An 18,221-nucleotide genomic window follows, 5' to 3' on the forward strand; every position below is an offset into this window, starting at 1 on the left:
GACTGGACGCTCATGAGCAACGACCGCGACGCCCTGCTGGCACAGATCAAGGACAAGGCCGTCGTACACGGCAAGGTCACCCTTTCCTCCGGCAAGGAGGCCGACTACTACGTCGACCTGCGCCGGATCACGCTGGACGGCCAGGCCGCCCCGCTGGTCGGCCGGGTGATGCTGGACGCGACCTCGCACCTGGAGTACGACGCCGTCGGCGGTCTGACCCTGGGCGCCGACCCGGTGGCCGCCGCGATGCTGCACGCCGCCGCCGCGCGCGGGCGTGAGCTGGACGCCTTCGTGGTCCGCAAGGCGGGCAAGGCGCACGGCCTCCAGCGCCGGATCGAGGGCCCGGAGGTCAAGGGCCGCCGGGTGCTGGCGGTCGAGGACACCTCCACCACCGGTGGCTCGGTGCTGACCGCCGTCGAGGCGCTGCGCGAGGCGGGTGCCGAGGTGGTCGGCGTCGCGGTGATCGTGGAGCGCGGCGGCGCGGCCGCGGTCGAGGCGCAGGGCCTGCCGTACGTGACCGCCTACACCCTGGACGACCTGGGCCTCTGAGCCCGGCCGGACCTGACAGCACGAGGGGCCGGGTCCTGTTTCACGTGAAACGTGAGACGGGACCCGGCCCCTTCGCGTGTCGTGCGCGAAGCCCCGGTGCTCAGCCGCGCCGGTGGCGGCCGCCGCTCTGCACGGCGTCGGCCTCGGCGTTCTCCACGGCGCCGCCGGCCTTCCGCTTCTTGCGCTCGCGCAGGACCTCGATCAGGATCGGCGAGATCGAGAGCAGGACGATCAGCAGCACCGCCGGGATCAGGTACTTGTCGATCACCGGGGCGAGCGCGTCGCCGAAGAAGTAGCCGATCAGCAGCATGGACTCGGTCCAGAGCACGCCGCCGATGACGTTCCACAGGAAGAACGTCCGGGCGGGCATCTCCAGGGTGCCCGCGACCGGGTTGAGGAAGGTCCGGACGATCGGCATGAAGCGGGCCAGCACCACGGCCTTGCCGGGCCCGAACTTGTTGAAGTACTCCTCCGCCTTCATCACGTACTCGCGGCGGAAGATCTTCGACTCGGGCTTGTCGAACATCTTCGGCCCGACCTTGACCCCGATCAGGTGCCCGAGCTGGGCCCCCGCGACCGCGGCCACCGGGGCGCCGACGAGCAGGACGGCGATCGGCAGCTTGGCGCCGTCGCCGAGCACCGACGAGGCGGCGTTCGACGCCGCGACGCCGGCGATGATCAGCAGTGAGTCACCCGGGAAGAAGAAGCCGACCAGCAGGCCGGTCTCCGCGAAGATGATCGCGATCAGCCCGATGGCGCCGAGGGACGAGATCAGTGATTTGGCGTCGAGCAGGTTGACGGCCAGCTGGTTGTAGTCCACGGCCGCAGGATAGCGGGCCGTCCTGTACGGAGGCTTCGCCCGGCAGGTGTATCCGGTGTCCGCCGAACGTCGCAGGAGCGGGCCGTCCGCGTCGGCGGCGGCGACGGTCCGACTGGCGGGCTCCTGCTGACCTGCGGGCACGAGTCTGGGAGGATGGCACGGGCGTCCGGTCCGCAGCGGCACACCACCCTCATTGCCGTACCGCGGAGGTCGCTCGAACCTTGGTGCCGGAGAGCCACACCGCAGCGCCGCGCGTCGGCGGCCGGCACGGAGTCGTACCGAAGGCGTACACAGCGTCGGACAGCACCGTCCGTACGCCGCAACCCGACAGGAGCGGATCGCATGCCCATCGCAACTCCCGAGGTCTACAACGAGATGCTGGACCGGGCCAAGGCGGGCAAGTTCGCCTACCCGGCCATCAACGTCACCTCGTCGCAGACCCTGCACGCCGCACTGCGTGGTTTCGCCGAGGCCGAGAGCGACGGCATCATCCAGATCTCGACCGGTGGCGCGGAGTTCCTGGGCGGCCAGCACAACAAGGACATGGTGACCGGCGCCGTGGCGCTGGCCGAGTTCGCGCACATCGTCGCCGCCAAGTACGACATCACCGTCGCGCTGCACACCGACCACTGCCCGAAGGACAAGCTGGACGGCTACGTCCGCCCGCTGCTGGCGGTCTCCGCCGAGCGCGTGGCCAAGGGCCAGAACCCGCTGTTCCAGTCGCACATGTGGGACGGCTCGGCCGAGACCCTCGCCGACAACCTGGCGATCGCCCAGGAGCTGCTGGCCCAGGCCGCCGCCGCCAAGATCATCCTTGAGGTCGAGATCACCCCGACCGGCGGCGAGGAGGACGGCGTCACCCACGAGATCAACGACGAGCTGTACACCACCGTCAACGACGCCGTGCGCACCGCCGAGGCGCTGGGCCTGGGCGAGAAGGGCCGCTACCTGCTGGCCGCCTCGTTCGGCAACGTGCACGGCGTCTACAAGCCGGGCAACGTCGTGCTGAAGCCGGAGCTGCTGCGCGAGCTGCAGGACGCGATCGGCAAGCAGTACGGCAAGACCGACCCGTTCGACTTCGTCTTCCACGGCGGTTCCGGCTCGACCGCGGCGGAGATCGCCACCGCGCTGGAGAACGGCGTCGTGAAGATGAACCTGGACACCGACACCCAGTACGCCTTCACCCGCCCGGTCGTGGACCACATGTTCCGCAACTACGACGGTGTGCTGAAGGTCGACGGCGAGGTCGGCAAGAAGAACACCTACGACCCGCGCACCTGGGGCAAGCTCGCCGAGGCGGGCATGGCCGCCCGTGTGCTGGAGGCCGCCCAGCAGCTGCGCTCGGCCGGCAACCGTCTGAAGTGAGCCCGGCGGCCGGGCTGAGCCCGGCCACGGCGTGAACGCGGGTGCGCCCCCGGTGGACTTCACCGGGGGCGCATCCGTGTGTGGGTCTGCTGCCTCAGCAGCCGTGCGGGTCTACTGCTTCAGCTCCGCGTACGCCTCCGCGCTGCTGTCCTTCAGGAACTGCCAGCAGCGGGCCTCCTCCTCGGTCTCCTTGATCGCGCCGGCCGCCCGTGCGAGCCCGGCCAGGCAGCGCAGGAAGCCGCGGTTGCCGCGGTGCTCCCACGGCACGGGGCCGTGGCCCTTCCAGCCGTTGCGGCGCAGCGCGTCCAGGCCGCGGTGGTAGCCGGTGCGGGCGTAGGCGTAGGACTCGACGTAGCGGCCGGCCGCGTAGGCGTCGTCGGCGAGCATCGCCCAGGCGAGGCAGAAGGTCGGGAAGTCGGCGGCCACCTGGGTGGGTGAGGCCGATTCCTCCGCCAGCATGCGGTAGGGCTGCTCGTCCTCCGGGAGAAGGGTCGGATCGGGGCCGTCGAGAAGATTCCGGTGAATCGCCATGCAGGCAGTCTGCCATCCGGGACGCCAGGGTCAACCGCCGTCCCGGGATCGGCGGCGGCCGCCGGGCGCCTGCATACCCGGTATGTGGACATTCACCCGTTCGCCATGTCAGGGTGTCGATCATGCCCGCAGCCAGATCCGCCGCCAGGAGCGGCAGTGCCCGCGGCCGCCGACGCCGACGGCCGCCGCGCCGGCTCGGGCCCGGCATGCTCGCGGCGCTGGTCACGGCGGTGGCGGTGCTGGGCGGTACGGCGGTCGTGCTGACCCGCTCCTCCGACGCGCCCGACGGCGGGCCGACCGCCCAGGCGCGGATCGCCCCGCCGACCGATCAGGCTCCCTCGCCCGCCGGCCCGACGCCGACCCCGACGCCGACCGACACCCCGAGCGAGCCCCCCGCCCCGTCCTCGACACCCACCCCCACCACGCCCACCACGCCCGACCCCGGCCCGGCCAAGGGCGCGGGCACCTTCAGCATCGCCGCCGCCACCGCCCAGCCGGTCGGACGCGGCACCGTGCGCCGCTACCGGGTGGAGGTCGAGGACGGCATAGGCATCGACGCCGGCGCCGCCGCCGCCCAGATCCACGGCTTCCTCGGCGACAGGCGCGGCTGGACCAACGACCGCAGGAACGGCTTCCAGCTGGTCGCCGGCGGCGGGTACGACTTCACCGTGAAGATCGCCTCGCCGGCCACCGTGGACCGGATCTGCGGCGCCTCCGGCCTGGACACCCACGGCGAGGTGAACTGCAACGTCGGCAACCAGGTGCTCGTCAACTCCAAGCGCTGGAACACCGGTTCACCGCAGTTCAGCGGCCCGCTCGACGAGTACCGGGCGCTGATCATCAACCACGAGGTCGGCCACCGGATAGGCCACGGGCACGAGACCTGCCCCGGCCCGGGCAAGCCGGCGCCCGCGATGATGCAGCAGATCTACGGACTCAAGGGCTGCGAGCCCAACGCCTGGCCGTACTCGGAGAACGGCACCTACCTCAGCGGGCCGTCGGTGCCGTAGGACGCCCCCCGAAGCGCGGCTACCCGAGCACCGGCAGGTACTCCCGCAGGTCGCTGCGCTCGCCGGAGGCGGAGACCGCCGCCGCGTCCACCGCGGCGGCCCAGTCGGCCCGGCCGGTGGCCAGCCGGATCCAGGTCAGCGGGTCGGTCTCGACCACGTTCGGCGGGGTGCCCCGGGTGTGCCGGGGGCCCTCGACGGCCTGCACGACGGCGTACGGCGGGATCCGCAGCTCGACCGCGCCGCCCGGCGCGCGGTCGGCGAAGGCGTCGGCCAGCAGCCGGGTGACGGCGGCGACGGCCTGGCGGTCGTGCGGGAAGCCGTCGAGGCCGAGCGCGGCGGCCAGGTCGTCGGCGTGCACGACGGTCTCCACCAGCCTGGTCACCAGCATGTCGGCGAGTGTCATCGAGCCCAGCCGGATCTCGAACCGCCGTACCGGGTCGGCGGCTTCGGGCCGGTCCAGCAGACCGGTCAGCGCGTCCGCCGCCCGGCTGAAGGCCTGCGCCACCGAGGCCGCGTCCCCGCCGAAGTCGCCCGCGGCCCTCGCCCGGGCCTGCTCGTCGAGCAGCGGCGCGACCGTGCCGACCGCGGCCACCCACCCCGGCAGGTCCAACGGTGCCCGCCCCTCCAGCGGATCGTCGAGGTGCTCGGGGACGAAGTCGAGCTGGACGGCGAGGTGCGCGATCAGCTCGCGGACCGTCCACTCCCCCAGCCTGGTCGGCCGGGCCAACCACTGCTCGGCGTCCGGGCGTTCACACAGCTGCCGGACGGCGTCGCGCAGCGCGCCGGTCTGCGCCGCGAGCGCGGTGCGCACCTTCTGCGGCTGGTAGGTACGGGGCTTGGGGGGCATGGCCCCCAACATACGCCGAGGGGCGGACAGCCCCGCACACGCCGAGGGGCGGACGGCCCCGTCGGACCGTCCGCCCCTCGAACCGCGCGGGTCAGGCGAGCAGAGCCTCGATGACGCCGGTGTGGGCGTCCTTCAGCTCGGCCAGCGAGACGGTGAACTGGCCCTGGACGTCCAGGGATTCGCCGTCCACGACACCGATGCGGGTGGCCGGCAGGCCGCGCGCGGTGCACATGTCGTTGAACCGGAGCTCCTCGCTGCGCGGCACCGCCACGACAGCGCGGCCGGCCGACTCGGAGAACAGGAACACGAACGGGTCCGCGCCCTCGGGCACGATGATCCGCGCGCCGTGGCCGCCCTTGAGGCAGCTCTCCACGAGCGCCTGGCCGAGGCCGCCGTCGGAGAGGTCGTGCGCGGCGTCGATCATGCCGTCGCGCGAGGCGGCGATCAGGATGTCGCCGAGCAGCCGCTCGCGCTCCAGGTCGACCTTGGGCGGCAGACCGCCGAGGTGGTCGTGGACCACCTGCGACCAGGCCGAGCCGCCGAGCTCGTCCGCGGTGTCGCCGAGCAGGTAGAGCAGCTGCCCCTCCTCGGCGAAGGCGACCGGGGTGCGCCGGGTGACGTCGTCGATGACGCCGAGCACCGCGACCACCGGGGTCGGGTGGATGGCGACCTCGCCGGTCTGGTTGTACAGCGAGACGTTGCCGCCGGTGACCGGGGTGCCGAGCACCAGGCAGGCGTCGGCCAGGCCGCGGGTGGCCTCGGCGAACTGCCACATCACGTCCGGGTCCTCGGGGGAGCCGAAGTTGAGGCAGTCGGAGATCGCGAGCGGCTTGGCGCCGCCGGCCGCGACGTTGCGGTAGGCCTCGGCGAGGGCCAGCTGGGCGCCGGTGTACGGGTCCAGCTTGGTGTAGCGGCCGTTGCCGTCGGTGGCGACCGAGACGCCGAGGTTGGTCTCCTCGTCGATCCGGATCATGCCCGAGTCCTCGCCGACCGAGAGCACGGTGTTGCCGAGCACGTAGCGGTCGTACTGGTCGGTGATCCAGGACTTGGAGGCCTGGTTCGGGGAGCCGGCGACCTTCAGCAGGTCGGCCTTGAGGCCCTCGCCGGTGGTCGGGCGGGCCAGCCGCTCGCCGGTGGGGGCGTCGGCCTGCAGCGCGTCCTGCCAGCTCGGGCGGGCGTACGGGCGCTGGTAGGTCGGGCCCTCGTGGGCGACGGTGCGCGGCGGCACGTCGACGACGAGTTCGCCGTGCCAGAAGATCTCCAGGCGCTCGCCGTCGGTCACCTCACCGATGACGGTGGCGATGACGTCCCACTTCTCGCAGATCTCCAGGAAGCGGTCGACCTTGCCGGGCTCGACGATGGCGCACATGCGCTCCTGCGACTCGCTCATGAGGATCTCCTCGGGCGAGAGCGTGTTGTCGCGCAGCGGCACGGTGTCCAGCTCGACCCGCATGCCGCCGGAGCCGGCGCTCGCCAGCTCCGAGGTCGCGCAGGACAGGCCCGCGCCGCCCAGGTCCTGGATGCCCTTGACGAGCTTCTCCCGGAAGATCTCCAGGGTGCACTCGATCAGGAGCTTCTCCTGGAACGGGTCGCCGACCTGGACGGCCGGACGCTTGGTCGGCTTGGTGTCGTCGAAGGTCTCGGAGGCGAGCACGGAGACGCCGCCGATGCCGTCGCCGCCGGTGCGGGCTCCGTACAGGATGACCTTGTTGCCGGCGCCGGAGGCCTGCGCGAGGTGGATGTCCTCGTGCTTCATGACGCCCACGCACAGCGCGTTGACCAGCGGGTTGCCCTGGTAGCAGGAGTCGAAGACGACCTCGCCGCCGATGTTCGGCAGGCCCAGGCAGTTGCCGTAGCCGCCGATGCCCGCGACGATCCCGGGCAGCACGCGCCGGGTGTCCGGGTGGTCGGCCGCGCCGAACCGCAGCGGGTCCATCACGGCGACCGGGCGGGCGCCCATCGCCAGGATGTCGCGCACGATGCCGCCGATGCCGGTGGCCGCGCCCTGGTAGGGCTCGATGTACGACGGGTGGTTGTGCGACTCGACCTTGAAGGTCACGGCGTAGCCCTGGCCGACGTCGACCACACCGGCGTTCTCGCCGATGCCGACGAGCATCGCGTCCGAGTCGGGCTTCTTGTCGCCGAACTGCTTCAGGTGGACCTTGCTGCTCTTGTACGAACAGTGCTCCGACCACATGACCGAGTACATCGCGAGTTCGGCGCCGGTCGGGCGGCGGCCGAGAATCTCGCGGATGCGCGCGTACTCGTCCTCCTTGAGCCCGAGTTCGGCCCAGGGCTGGGCGACGTCCGGGGTCTGCTCGGCGTTCTTGACGGTGTCGAGGCTCATCAGGCGTTCACCAGCTGCTTCAGGACGGAAGTGAAGAAGCCCAGGCCCTCGACGGTCGGACCGGTGAGCGGCTCCACGGCGTGCTCCGGGTGCGGCATCAGGCCGACGACATTGCCGGCGGCGTTGGTGATGCCGGCGATGTCGCGGTACGAACCGTTCGGGTTACCGCATCCGTCAGCGGCATCGCCGCGGGCCACGTAACGGGCCACCACCCGGCCCTCCGCCTCCAGTTGGTCCAGGACGCGCTCCTCGGCGACGAACCGGCCCTCGCCGTTCTTCAGCGGAACGACGATTTCCTGGCCCGCCGAGTAATCCCGGGTCCAGGCGGTACCGGTGTTCTCGATGCGCAGCTTCTGGTCGCGGCAGACGAAGTGCAGCGAGTCGTTGCGGGTGAGCGCGCCGGGCAGCAGGTGCGATTCGCAGAGCACCTGGAAGCCGTTGCAGATACCGAGGACCGGCATTCCCAGCTTCGCCTGCTCGATGACGGTGTCCATCACGGGCGAGAAGCGGGAGATCGCGCCGCAGCGCAGATAGTCGCCGTAACTGAATCCGCCCGGCAGGACGACGGCGTCGACCTGGTGGAGATCCTTGTCACGGTGCCAGAGCGCGACCGGCTCGGCGCCGGCCAGGCGGACCGCGCGCTGGGCGTCACGGTCGTCGAGGGAGCCGGGGAAAGTGACGACGCCGACGCGGGTGGTCACTTCGCCGCCTCCTCGACGCGGACGGTGAAGTCCTCGATCACGGTGTTGGCGAGAAAGGTCTCGGCGGCTTCGCGGATACGGGCGAGCGCGGCGTCGTCGACCGGGCCCTCCACTTCCAGCTCGAAACGCTTGCCCTGGCGGACGTCGGCGATCCCGGTGAATCCGAGACGGGGCAGTGCACGCTGCACCGCCTGGCCCTGGGGGTCGAGGATCTCCGGCTTGAGCATGACGTCGACTACGACGCGTGCCACTGGCACTCCCGGTGGTGTCTTCGGTGAGGCGGGGGAACTCCAGACTACCGGGGGTTTCGGGCGGGATTGCTGGCCGGGGCAGGCGACGCGCGTAGACTCGAGACCCTTACGCGGCAAGGGATCCAAGCCCGTGAACCCCCGGCGGGGCCGCGCGGTTTCCACGGATTCGACCCCCGGAACGAGAACACCCGAAGAACACCCGAATACGGCACTCCGGGACAGATCGACCCGTCCCGCACTCCGGTATCCGGCACTCCGGCGAAGACACGTGAATATCCGGAAAAGAATGCCGGACTCTTCGATTTCGACCCCCTTCGGGTGCAGAATAGGGCCACCTGTCGCGGCAAGTGCTGCGTATCCGGCGGGCCACCAGGCCTGCCCGTATGCGCTTGCGCGAGTGGGTGCACATCAGGCCCCCGGACGCACCCCGCGGACCGGCGGCCGAATTGCCCGAGAGGATTGACACCCATGGCTCAGCGTGTAGTTGTCACGCTCTCCGACGACCTGGACGGCGGCGCCGCGGCGGAAACCGTCCACTTCGGCGTCGACGGGAAGTCGTACGAGATCGACCTGTCCGTGGACAACGCGGAAAAGCTGCGGGAGGCCCTCGCTCCGTTCGTCGCGGCCGGCCGCCGCCAGAGCCGCACCGGAAAGTCCTTCCGCCGCACCGCGCTCACCCCGGACCCGGCCGCGGTGCGCGCCTGGGCCCTGTCGCGCGGCATGGAGCTGCCGGCCCGCGGACGCATCCCCAAGCACGTGTACGAGCAGTTCGCCGAGGCGAACTGACCGCCCCGGGCACCCCGGTCGCCCCGCCCGCCTGGACCGAAAGGGTGGGGCGACCACCCCGAACGATGCTGTAGAGTAATCCTCGTCGCCGCAACGGAGAGATCCGGAGAGGCGGCGGGTGCCCCACCAGGCACCGTGCGGACGTGGCTCAGTTGGTAGAGCATCACCTTGCCAAGGTGAGGGTCGCGAGTTCGAATCTCGTCGTCCGCTCGCAGTGCGCGAGCACAGCACAACTCCATAGTAAGACCTGCGGACGTGGCTCAGTTGGTAGAGCATCACCTTGCCAAGGTGAGGGTCGCGAGTTCGAATCTCGTCGTCCGCTCCAGAACGAAAGGCTCCCTCGATCGAGGGGGCCTTTCGGCATTCCCGTTCCACGCCGATCCCGGCCCATGACATTTGTCATCGCCGACCCGTGGATCTCCACCGCCGGCTCATGACGGCGCGCACTGCCCGCCCGGCCGGGGAGGCGGAAGGCTTGAGCCATGGAAACGAGCCAGCCCCTCCGCCCCGGCGACAGCGTGATCGAGGTCACCGACCTGCACCGCCACTACGGCACCGGCACCACCGGCTACCACGCCGTCCGCGGCGTCGACCTGACCGTCGGCCGCGGTGAGCTGTTCGCCCTGCTCGGCACCAACGGGGCGGGCAAGACCTCCGCCATGGAGCTCATCGAGGGCCTGGCCGCCCCCACCGGCGGCACCGTCCGGGTGCTCGGCCACGACCCCCACCGGGAGCGCGCCGCCGTCCGCCCGCGGATCGGCATCATGCTCCAGGAGGGCGGCTTCCCCGGCGACCTCACCATCGCCGAGACCGGCCGCAGCTGGGCCGGCATGACCAGCGGCGCCCGCCCGGTCGACGAGGCCCTGGAGCTGGTCGGCCTCGGCCACCGCCGCGACGTCCGGGTCAAGCAGCTGTCCGGCGGCGAGCGGCGCCGGCTCGACCTCGCGATGGCCCTGCTCGGCCGCCCCGAGGTGCTCTTCCTGGACGAGCCCAGCACCGGCCTCGACCCCGAGGCGCGCGCCGCCGTCTGGCGGCTGGTCCGCGAACTGCGCGCCCAGGGCACCACCGTGCTGCTCACCACGCACTACCTGGAGGAGGCCGAGGAGCTCGCCGACCGGCTGGCCATCATGCACGGCGGCCGGGTCGTCACCACCGGAACCGTCGCCGAGGTGATCGCCGGCCGGCCCTCCCGGATCAGCTTCGAACTCCCCGAGTTCACCGGGACGGCGCTGCCGGTCCTCGCCGGGGCCGAGATCACCGTCGACGGCCGCAAGGTCACCGTGCAGACCGGCGGCCTCCAGCGCACCCTCTTCGAACTGCTCGGCTGGGCCCAGCAGCACGGGATCGCGCTCGGCTCCCTGGACGCCCGCAGCGCCTCACTGGAGGAGGCCTTCCTCGCCATCGCCTCCGAGGCCGCCCACCAGGCCCCGCCCCAGTCGCCCGCCGCCCCCACCGCCCGCCGCCGCCTGATCGGATCCGCCCGATGACCACCGCCACCGCCGCCAAGACCGCCGCCGGCCCGCAGAGCACCACCGCCCGCCGGCTGCTCTCCCTCGGCCGCGCCGAGGCCACCCTGCTGCTGCGCAACCGGGCCGCCCTGTTCACCGCGCTGCTGCTGCCGCTGCTGCTGATCGCCGGCCGGCACAACATGCTCAAGCAGCAGGCCGAGTCCCACCCCGGACTGGACGTCGACACGCTGCTGATCACCGGCACCATCGGCGGCGTCCTCGCCTTCGTCGTCTACTACAACCTGACCGCCGCGTACGTCGCCCGCCGCAACGAGCTGGTGCTCAAGCGGCTGCGCACCGGCGAGGCCCGGGACATCGAGATCCTGGCCGGCACGGCGGTGCCCTCGGTGAGCCTCGCCCTGATGATGTGCGCCGTGGTCGGCGTCGGCGCCGCCGTCCTTCTCAAGCTCAGCACGCCGGTGAACCCGCTGCTGCTGGCCGTCGGGCTGGTCCTGAGCATCGCCGTCTTCATCGCACTGGCCGCCGTCTCCAGCGCCTTCACCAAGACCGTCGAGACCGCCGGCATCACCACCCTCCCGGTGCTGCTGGTCTCCCAGTTCGGCTCCGGCCTGCTCATCCCGCTGGAGATCATGCCCCCCGGGCTGGCCGACTTCTGCCGCCTGCTGCCCACCACCCCGGCCTTCCAGCTGATCCGGATCGGCTGGACCGGCAGCGACGGCTCGGCCGCCGCCACCGGCTTCGCCGGCACCTGGTCCACCGCCGCCCCGCACCTGGTGACCGGCGCCGTCTGGCTCGGCCTGGCGGTCTGGGGCGCGGTGCGCTACTTCCGCTGGGAGTCGCGCCGCTGACGCCCCCGGCGGGCACCCTCTCCGGAAGTGCGAAGGTCAGACCCCCGTTCCGCCTCTGATATGAAGGTAGCGACACGATCTTGATCGAAACGGGGAGCGATTCGATGGCCGTCCAGGGGCCGGTCCGCAGATGGAAGGGCTTCGGCAAGCCCCAACGCGCCGAGCTGTACTTCCGCTGGTCGCTCTACATGGTGGCCTGGTGCATCGTTCCGGTGAACCTGGTGCTCAGCGCCTCCTCCGTCACGAACATCGACCGGTCGGTCGACGCCGTCCGGGTCACCGTGGTCGTCTCGCTCGCCTCCACCCTGCTCTGCCTCCGGGCGTTCCGCACCTCGCTCGACCACTACCTGCACCGCCCCACCGAGCACCTGCGCTGGCTGATCGTCAACAGCGCACTCTCGGTCGCCGGTTCCTGGGCCGTCCTGCTGCTGGGCCCGTCCTCCGCCGAACCCGGGCGGCCCGGAGGGACGCCGTTCACCGCGGCGATCGCCATCGCCATGCTGTGCGCCGCCATCGGCCCGATCAGCGTGGGCCTGCCCCTGCGCCAGGTCTTCGCCGCCGGACTCGGCCTGATCCTGCTGATCGCCCCGGCGATGCTGCTGGCCGGGATGAGCCCCGCCACCACGGCCGGACTGGCGGTCGGGGCGGCGATCAGCCTGACCTTCCTCGTCGGCACCTGCCGCAGCTTCGCCTGGGTGACCGCGATCATCTGGGAGCTGGAGACCGCCCGCGAGGCCCAGTCCCGGCTGGCCGTCGCCGAGGAGCGGCTGCGGTTCTCCCGCGACCTGCACGACGTGATGGGCCGCAACCTCACCACCATCGCGCTCAAGAGCGAACTCGCCGTCCAGTTCGCCCGCCGCGGGCGCCCGGAGGCCGCCGACCAGATGGCCGAGGTGCAGCGGATCGCCCAGGAGTCGCAACGCGAGGTCCGGGACGTCATCCGCGGCTACCGCACCGCCGACCTGCACGCCGAGGCGATCGGCGCCCGCGCGGTGCTGCGCAGCGCCGACGTCGCCTGCGAGATCGACCTCGGCGAGAACGCCGACCAACTGCCGCCGCCGATCCAGTCGGTGCTCGGCTGGGTGATCCGCGAGGCCACCACCAACGTGCTGCGGCACAGCGAGGCCGCCCACTGCCTGATCCGGCTGAACCTCCAGGACGGCCGCGCCGTCCTGGAGCTGGAGAATGACGGGGTGCCCGCCGTCCCGCTCCCCTCGCTGGGCGGCGGCACCGGACTGCGCGGCCTGCGCGAACGGCTGGCCGCCCACGACGGCGAGCTGACCATCCCCGAGGCCGCCCAGGGCACCTTCCGGATGCTCGCCGCCGTCCCGCTCTGACCCGCACCCACCGACGGAGGACCGCCCGATGACCGACCCCGCACCCGTGCGCGTCCTGCTCGCCGACGACGAGCACCTGATCCGGGGCGCGCTGGCCGCGCTGCTCTCCCTGGAGGAGGACATCACCGTGGTCGCCGAGGCCGGCTCCGGCCCGGAGGCGCTGGCGATGGCGCAGGCCCACCGCCCGGACGTCGCGGTGCTGGACCTCCAGATGCCCGGCAAGGACGGCATCGAGGTGGCCACCGAACTGCGCCGGCTGCTGCCGGACTGCCGCTGCATGATCGTCACCGGCCACGGCCGCCCCGGCTACCTCAAGCGGGCGCTGGAGGTCGGGGTGCGCGGCTTCCTGCCGAAGACCGTCTCGGCGGCCGACCTGGCCGGCATCATCCGGACCGTCCGGGCCGGCGGCCGGTACGTGGACCCGGAGCTGGCCGCGGACGCGATCAGCGCGGGCGAGACCCCGCTCACCCCGCGCGAGACGGACGTCCTGGAGCTGGCCGCCGACGGCACCTCGATCACCGAGATCGCCGAACGGGCGGCGCTGTCCCCCGGCACCGTCCGCAACTACCTGTCCTCGGCGGCCGGGAAGCTGGGCGCCGAGAACCGGCACGCGGCGGTGCGGATCGCCCGCGAGCACGGCTGGATCTAGGTCCGAACACGGGCACGGCTCGCGGGCGGCCGGGCGTCAGGCCCAGGCGGTGCCGGTCAGCCGCTCGTACACCTCGATGTACTTGGCGCGGGTCTGCTCGACCAGCTCGGCCGGCAGCTCCGGCGGCGGCTGCTCGCTGTAGCGGTCCCAGCCGGAGGCCGGGGAGACCAGCCAGTCGCGGATCAGCTGCTTGTCGAAGGACGGCTGCGAGCGGCCGGGCCGCCACTCGTCGGCCGGCCAGTACCGGGAGGAGTCCGGGGTGAGCACCTCGTCGCCGATCAGCAGCTCGCCGTCCAGCAGGCCGAACTCGAACTTGGTGTCGGCCAGGATGATGCCGCGGTCGCGGGCGATGTCCCGGGCCCGGCCGTAGACGTCCAGGGTGGTGCGGCGCAGCTGGGCGGCCAGGTCGGCGCCGATCCGGCGGGCGGTCTCCTCGTAGGAGACGTTCTCGTCGTGCTCGCCGACCTCGGCCTTGAGCGCCGGGGTGTAGATCGGGGCGGGCAGCTCGGAGCTGTTCTCCAGGCCCTCCGGCAGGGCGATGCCGCAGACCGTGCGGTTCTCCTGGTACTCGGCCAGGCCGGAGCCGGCCAGGTAGCCGCGGGCGACCGCCTCGACCGGGACCATGTCCAGGCTGCGGCAGATCAGCGTGCGGCCCTTCCAGTCGGCGGGGGCGCCGGACGGGACCTCGGTGGAGATCACGTGGTTGGGGACGATGTCGGCGATCCGCTCGAACCACCACAGGGACAGCTGGGTGAGGACGCGACCCTTGTCGGGGATCTCGTTCGGCAGCACCCAGTCGTGGGCGGACATCCGGTCGCTGGCGACCATGACCAGCTCGCCCGACTCGGTCCGGTAGAGGTCGCGCACCTTGCCGGTGTGCAGGTGGACCAGGCCGGGCACCTGGACCGGCTCGGGCTTGGTGACAAATCCGCTCAAGGTGTCTCAGTCCTCAGGGGTCGTTCGCGGGCGTGGGGCGCGCGAAAGGGGAGGTCACTGCCCCCGCAGTCTTTCACGAACCCCCGAGGCCCCGTTTCTGGCCGAGGGCGGCCCCGTTCCGGGTGAGGGAGGCCCGGCCGAAGGAGGCCTCGTTCTTGCCGAGGCGGTCGAGCAGGTTGGCGGTGGCCCGCTGGATCCGCTCGTCGGTGAGGCCGGGGCGGCCCAGTGCGGGCGACCAGGCGAAGGTGCCGGCCGCGAACACGTACGCGCCGCTGGGCGCCCGGTACAGCGAGGTCTCCTGGTAGCGGGTCCGGCCGGCGAGGTCCTGGTACGGCGAGTGTGCGAGCAGCACCCGCTCGGTGTGCTCGGGCAGCGCCACCTTGGGGTAGTAGCGGTCGGCTTCGCCGGCGACCAGGCCGGGCAGTTCGTCGCCCTCCTGCAGGCCGGTGCCGTCCCAGAGCCAGTGCGCGGTGTGCCGGGCGATCAGCGGGACGGGCGCGGCGACCCGGCCCGAGTACTGCAGGCCGAGCACCTGCTGCTCGGGCTCGCCGGCGTCCCGCCACAGCGCGCTGGCCGAACCGGGCACCCCGGCGGCCGGGCTGCCCGGCTGGACCTTCTGCCGTTTGCGGCAGTTGAGCAGCCGGTTGGGTTCGCCGGAGGCGGCGGCGGTCAGCTCGACCCGCCAGTACATGGTGTTGGCGGACAGGAACACCAGCGAGGTGCCGTCGTCCCTGGCCTGCTCGACGGCCCGGCGCATCGGCTCGGACCAGTACTCGTCGTGGCCCGGGAAGATCAGCGCCCGGTGCCGCCCCGGGTCGACCAGGCCCGCGTGCAGGTCGGTGGCGGTGGCGTAGGAGAGGTCGTAGCCGTAGCGCTCGGCCCAGCGGATGAAGTCGTACGCGTGGCCGACGTGCAGCGGCAGCCCGGCGGTGGCGTGCGGGCGGTCGAAGGAGACCGTGACGGCCGCCTCCGGTTCGCCGACCAGGCCGCCCCGGCCGTCCCAGGCGTGGTAGAGGCTGGCGCCGCTGCGGCCGTCCTCGGGGAACAGGTTGTAGGCCTGCCAGGTCACGTCCGGGACCACCAGGAGCAGTTCGGCGGCGTGCTCCCGGTCCTCGAAGTCCCGGACGGTGAACGGGATGTGGCTGCGGTGCAGCATGTCCGCGGTGGTCAGCACGGCGACGTACGCGCCGGGCTTCCAGTGCACCGGGATCTGCAACCGCCAGGAGTGCCACCAGTGGTGGCAGGAGACCGTCCGCTCGACCACCAGCGGGGCGGGCTGGGCCAGCCCGGCGATCAGCGGGCTGGACGTCATGTGGCGGGCGCCGTCGCCGCCGTAGTGGCCGATCCGCCAGACGTCCACGGTGAACTCGCGGGGCGGGTTGACGGTGACCCGGAAGTCCACCGAACCGCCGGGGCGGATCACCCCGGCCGAGGCGAAGCCCTTGATCTGCTGGTCCACGTCGTTGGCGCTCTGCGGGGTACCGACCGGCGGCTTGGGCCGGGCGCCGGCCGCCAGCGGCCGCTGGCCGGGCGCGTCCACCGAGACGTACCAGGGGACAGCGCCCTCGGCGCCGGCCAGGTACTGGTCCGGGCTGCGCAGCCAGGGCAGTGGGCCCTGGCCGAAGGGGTCGGAGACGCTGTAAGCGTGCGTTCCGGACTCCCAGCGGCGGTTGAGTTCCGTGCCCACGCGCCCCTCCCAGGTGCACTTCCGCCCGGTTGGCACGTGCCCCCCGGATGTGCGTGCGGTCTAATACACCACAGAGTGCTGGCGCTCCGTCACCCTGCGGTCGCAATTGGTGCCGGGAATCTCACGCCCTCCCCCGGCCGGGCCTCCGGCCTGCGGAGACGGCCGCCCGCCGGTCGGTTTGGGGGCGCGCGCCGGAGCGCCGAGCGCCGCCTGTCCGGCTCACAACCGGACGGGTTTCTCCAGACGGACGTCGGCGGCGTCCAGCCAGGCCCGCAGCGGGCCGTCCTGGCCCTGTTCGACGGCCTGGGCGACCGGCCCGGCCAGGTCGGTGCGGCGGATCCCGCCCAGCAGCAGCACCGGACCGTCCAGCCAGTCCAGGCCGGGCGCGCCGCCCGCGGTGTCGACGGCGGCGCAGCAGACCATCGCGGTGACGTGGTCGACCAGCAGGTCACGGCCGCTGCGGGCGGTTTCGAGCAGCGGGGCCGGGGCGGTGGTGCGGGCCAGCTGGGCGGCCAGCGCGGCGGCCAGCTGCTCCCCCTCGCCCTCGGCGAGCCGGACCAGCAGCCGGGTGAGCGTCGGGGAGCCGGGGCGGGCCTGGGGGGCGAGCCGGTCCAGGGCGGTCTGGAGGGCGGCGGCGCGGGCCCGCCAGCCGGCGTCCACCACGTCGGCCGGGTAGTCGGTCCACTCCAGCTCGTGCCAGCCTCCGGCGGCCGGGCTGCCGAAGAACAGCTCGGCGGCGAGCCGGGAGACCGCCCGGTCGACGGTGCCGGGCTCCTCCAGCAGGTCGCAGGCGGGACGGTCGCCGAGCCGGGTGCCGTAGCCGTCGGCCAGGCGGTCGCGCCGGGACAGCTCGGTGAGGGCGGAGACGACACCGGCGTTGAGGTGGGCGGGGTGGCGGCCGAGCCGCCAGGCGGGCAGCGCGACCCGGGTGAGCAGCCGGTCCCAGCCCGCGTAGGCCAGGCCGACCTGCTCCTGGGCGGCGATCCGCAGGCCGTAGTCGACCGTCCTGGCCTGCTCGGAGGCCCAGCTCGCCACGGAGCGCTCCAACTCGGCGGCGTGGCCTCGGCAGGCGCCGAGCAGCCGGCGGGTGATCCCGCGGGTGATCCGCTCGGCGAGCGCGGCCGGACCGCGGCGGGGCGGCCGGGGCGGGCCCGCCAGGGTGCCGCCGCCGAGGCCGGGGGCGGCACCCTCGCCGGAGTCCAGGCTGGCGTCCAGGCTGCGCAGGAAGCGGCGGGCGGCGGCGATCTCCGGGTCGGCGGAGGCGGCGGTGCCGGCCACCACGGGGGCGAGCAGGGCGCGCAGTTCGCCGGCCCGCATCCACCACAGGAACGGCGAGCCGATCACCAGGACCGGGCCCGGCGGCTCGGGGTGCGCCCGGAACGGGCGGGCCCGCCGCACCGGGGGCACGTCCTCCAGCCAGCTGTCGCAGTCCGGGGTGAGGGCCACGGTGGAGGGCGCGGGCACGTCCAGCCGGTCGGCGAGTTCGTCGATCAGCCGGTACAGCTCGGGTGCCTCGGCGCGTTTCAGCGGAACGGCCGGGGTCCGGGGCGGGACGGCCCGGTGGTAGGCGCGGGCGGTCAGCCCGGCCACCAGGAGCGTCAGCGCGGCCACCGCGCAGACCACCCAGCGGGCGGCGTCCCACCCGACGGCGTCGGAGGAGCCGGGTGCGCCGATCCGCCCGGTGAACCGGCCCGCGAGCAGGACCACCGCGACGGCGGCGGGCATGGCGGCGGCGGCCAGGGCGAGACCACGGACCCGCAGGACCGCCTGGGCGTGAGCGCGCGCGGTGTCGACTGCGGCCATACGGTGCGGCACCCCCTTCGGAGCCCTCGGGCGCCCGGCGACGGGCCCTGAGCCGACTCGAAACGATCAGTTCCGACCGGGAAGCGGAGGCGTCCGATCCCCGGTAGTGCATGCTGTGTGGCGCTTCTGCCATGTTCGACGCACCGGCCCGAGTGGGTGTTCCGGATCGCCCCGGTTTCCACTCGTCCCGGTGACACCGCCCGGATTCCGGACGGTCACGACCGGTCCGGTGCGAAGCACCCGGGCACCCGCCCGGCCGGACGCCGTCCAGCATCCCCCCGTGGG

General features: G+C 72.8%; 17 protein-coding genes and 2 tRNA genes. 10 read left to right on the forward strand and 9 right to left on the reverse strand.

All coding sequences use genetic code 11. The features are described 5' to 3' along the window. Nucleotides 1-12 precede the first annotated feature (12 nt). Complete coding sequence (gene pyrE / locus AB0P03_RS05295) at nucleotides 13-549, forward strand: orotate phosphoribosyltransferase (protein WP_280673778.1); 537 nt, start codon at nucleotides 13-15, stop codon at nucleotides 547-549. A 100-nt stretch (nucleotides 550-649) separates the two neighbouring features. Here pyrE and AB0P03_RS05300 read toward each other — a convergent pair whose 3' ends face one another. Next, nucleotides 650-1,369 carry a VTT domain-containing protein gene (locus AB0P03_RS05300; protein WP_363627881.1) on the reverse strand — a complete coding sequence of 240 codons (720 nt, stop codon included), beginning with the start codon at nucleotides 1,367-1,369 and terminating at the stop codon, nucleotides 650-652. A gap of 342 nt (nucleotides 1,370-1,711) precedes the next feature. Between AB0P03_RS05300 and fbaA the strand changes: the two genes are divergently transcribed. Further along, nucleotides 1,712-2,734 (forward strand): class II fructose-bisphosphate aldolase, encoded by a 1,023-nt coding sequence (gene fbaA, locus AB0P03_RS05305; protein WP_063348525.1) that lies wholly within the window; start codon nucleotides 1,712-1,714, stop codon nucleotides 2,732-2,734. 111 nt (nucleotides 2,735-2,845) lie between these two features. On the opposite strand, the gene AB0P03_RS05310 is transcribed toward fbaA, so the two are convergent. Next, nucleotides 2,846-3,265 (reverse strand): DUF3151 domain-containing protein, encoded by a 420-nt coding sequence (locus AB0P03_RS05310; RefSeq protein WP_350876615.1) that lies wholly within the window; start codon nucleotides 3,263-3,265, stop codon nucleotides 2,846-2,848. 122 nt (nucleotides 3,266-3,387) lie between these two features. Here AB0P03_RS05310 and AB0P03_RS05315 point away from each other — a divergent pair, with 122 nt between their 5' ends. Then, complete coding sequence (locus tag AB0P03_RS05315) at nucleotides 3,388-4,275, forward strand: DUF3152 domain-containing protein (protein WP_363627882.1); 888 nt, start codon at nucleotides 3,388-3,390, stop codon at nucleotides 4,273-4,275. A 19-nt stretch (nucleotides 4,276-4,294) separates the two neighbouring features. Here the strand turns inward: AB0P03_RS05315 and AB0P03_RS05320 are convergent, their stop codons facing one another. The 4 genes from AB0P03_RS05320 to purS form a co-directional block, all read right to left on the reverse strand. Continuing rightward, the gene (locus AB0P03_RS05320) at nucleotides 4,295-5,122 is read right to left on the reverse strand and encodes a sterol carrier family protein (protein ID WP_363627883.1); all 828 of its coding nucleotides are present in this window, start codon (nucleotides 5,120-5,122) and stop codon (nucleotides 4,295-4,297) included. Between the two features lie 91 nt (nucleotides 5,123-5,213). After that, a complete protein-coding gene (gene purL, locus AB0P03_RS05325) occupies nucleotides 5,214-7,469 on the reverse strand; it encodes a phosphoribosylformylglycinamidine synthase subunit PurL (RefSeq protein WP_363579826.1) in 2,256 nt (751 codons plus the stop codon). Beyond that, a complete protein-coding gene (gene purQ / locus AB0P03_RS05330; RefSeq protein ID WP_363579827.1) occupies nucleotides 7,469-8,170 on the reverse strand; it encodes a phosphoribosylformylglycinamidine synthase subunit PurQ in 702 nt (233 codons plus the stop codon). The genes purL and purQ overlap by 1 nt, the downstream gene beginning before the upstream one ends. Further along, a complete protein-coding gene (gene purS / locus AB0P03_RS05335) occupies nucleotides 8,167-8,421 on the reverse strand; it encodes a phosphoribosylformylglycinamidine synthase subunit PurS (RefSeq protein ID WP_045692676.1) in 255 nt (84 codons plus the stop codon). Before purS ends, purQ begins: the two co-directional genes overlap by 4 nt. A gap of 468 nt (nucleotides 8,422-8,889) precedes the next feature. Between purS and AB0P03_RS05340 the strand changes: the two genes are divergently transcribed. The 7 genes from AB0P03_RS05340 to AB0P03_RS05370 all read left to right on the forward strand — a co-directional run bounded on the left by AB0P03_RS05340 (nucleotide 8,890) and on the right by AB0P03_RS05370 (nucleotide 13,510). Further along, complete coding sequence (locus tag AB0P03_RS05340; protein ID WP_063348519.1) at nucleotides 8,890-9,207, forward strand: Lsr2 family protein; 318 nt, start codon at nucleotides 8,890-8,892, stop codon at nucleotides 9,205-9,207. Nucleotides 9,208-9,344: 137 nt separating this feature from the next. Then, nucleotides 9,345-9,417: transfer RNA gene (locus AB0P03_RS05345), tRNA-Gly, on the forward strand. Nucleotides 9,418-9,456: 39 nt separating this feature from the next. After that, nucleotides 9,457-9,532 (forward strand) — tRNA-Gly (locus tag AB0P03_RS05350). A gap of 157 nt (nucleotides 9,533-9,689) precedes the next feature. Further along, nucleotides 9,690-10,694 (forward strand): ABC transporter ATP-binding protein, encoded by a 1,005-nt coding sequence (locus tag AB0P03_RS05355; RefSeq protein ID WP_363627884.1) that lies wholly within the window; start codon nucleotides 9,690-9,692, stop codon nucleotides 10,692-10,694. Continuing rightward, complete coding sequence (locus tag AB0P03_RS05360; RefSeq protein ID WP_363627885.1) at nucleotides 10,691-11,524, forward strand: ABC transporter permease; 834 nt, start codon at nucleotides 10,691-10,693, stop codon at nucleotides 11,522-11,524. Before AB0P03_RS05355 ends, AB0P03_RS05360 begins: the two co-directional genes overlap by 4 nt. Before the next feature lie 104 nt (nucleotides 11,525-11,628). Further along, a complete protein-coding gene (locus AB0P03_RS05365) occupies nucleotides 11,629-12,861 on the forward strand; it encodes a histidine kinase (RefSeq protein WP_363627886.1) in 1,233 nt (410 codons plus the stop codon). 28 nt (nucleotides 12,862-12,889) lie between these two features. Next, a complete protein-coding gene (locus AB0P03_RS05370; protein WP_350876631.1) occupies nucleotides 12,890-13,510 on the forward strand; it encodes a response regulator transcription factor in 621 nt (206 codons plus the stop codon). Between the two features lie 36 nt (nucleotides 13,511-13,546). On the opposite strand, the gene AB0P03_RS05375 is transcribed toward AB0P03_RS05370, so the two are convergent. From AB0P03_RS05375 to AB0P03_RS05385, 3 genes are all read right to left on the reverse strand, one after another. Continuing rightward, complete coding sequence (locus tag AB0P03_RS05375; RefSeq protein WP_363579831.1) at nucleotides 13,547-14,446, reverse strand: phosphoribosylaminoimidazolesuccinocarboxamide synthase; 900 nt, start codon at nucleotides 14,444-14,446, stop codon at nucleotides 13,547-13,549. A 73-nt stretch (nucleotides 14,447-14,519) separates the two neighbouring features. Further along, nucleotides 14,520-16,133 carry a N,N-dimethylformamidase beta subunit family domain-containing protein gene (locus tag AB0P03_RS05380; RefSeq protein WP_363627887.1) on the reverse strand — a complete coding sequence of 538 codons (1,614 nt, stop codon included), beginning with the start codon at nucleotides 16,131-16,133 and terminating at the stop codon, nucleotides 14,520-14,522. Nucleotides 16,134-16,352: 219 nt separating this feature from the next. Beyond that, on the reverse strand, nucleotides 16,353-17,936 hold the full coding sequence (locus AB0P03_RS05385) for a hypothetical protein (RefSeq protein ID WP_363627888.1): 1,584 nt from the start codon (nucleotides 17,934-17,936) through the stop codon (nucleotides 16,353-16,355). Between the last annotated feature and the right edge of the window lie 285 nt (nucleotides 17,937-18,221).

Origin of the sequence: Kitasatospora sp. NPDC088779 (assembly GCF_040685395.1) — a bacterium.
GTDB lineage: Bacteria > Actinomycetota > Actinomycetes > Streptomycetales > Streptomycetaceae > Kitasatospora.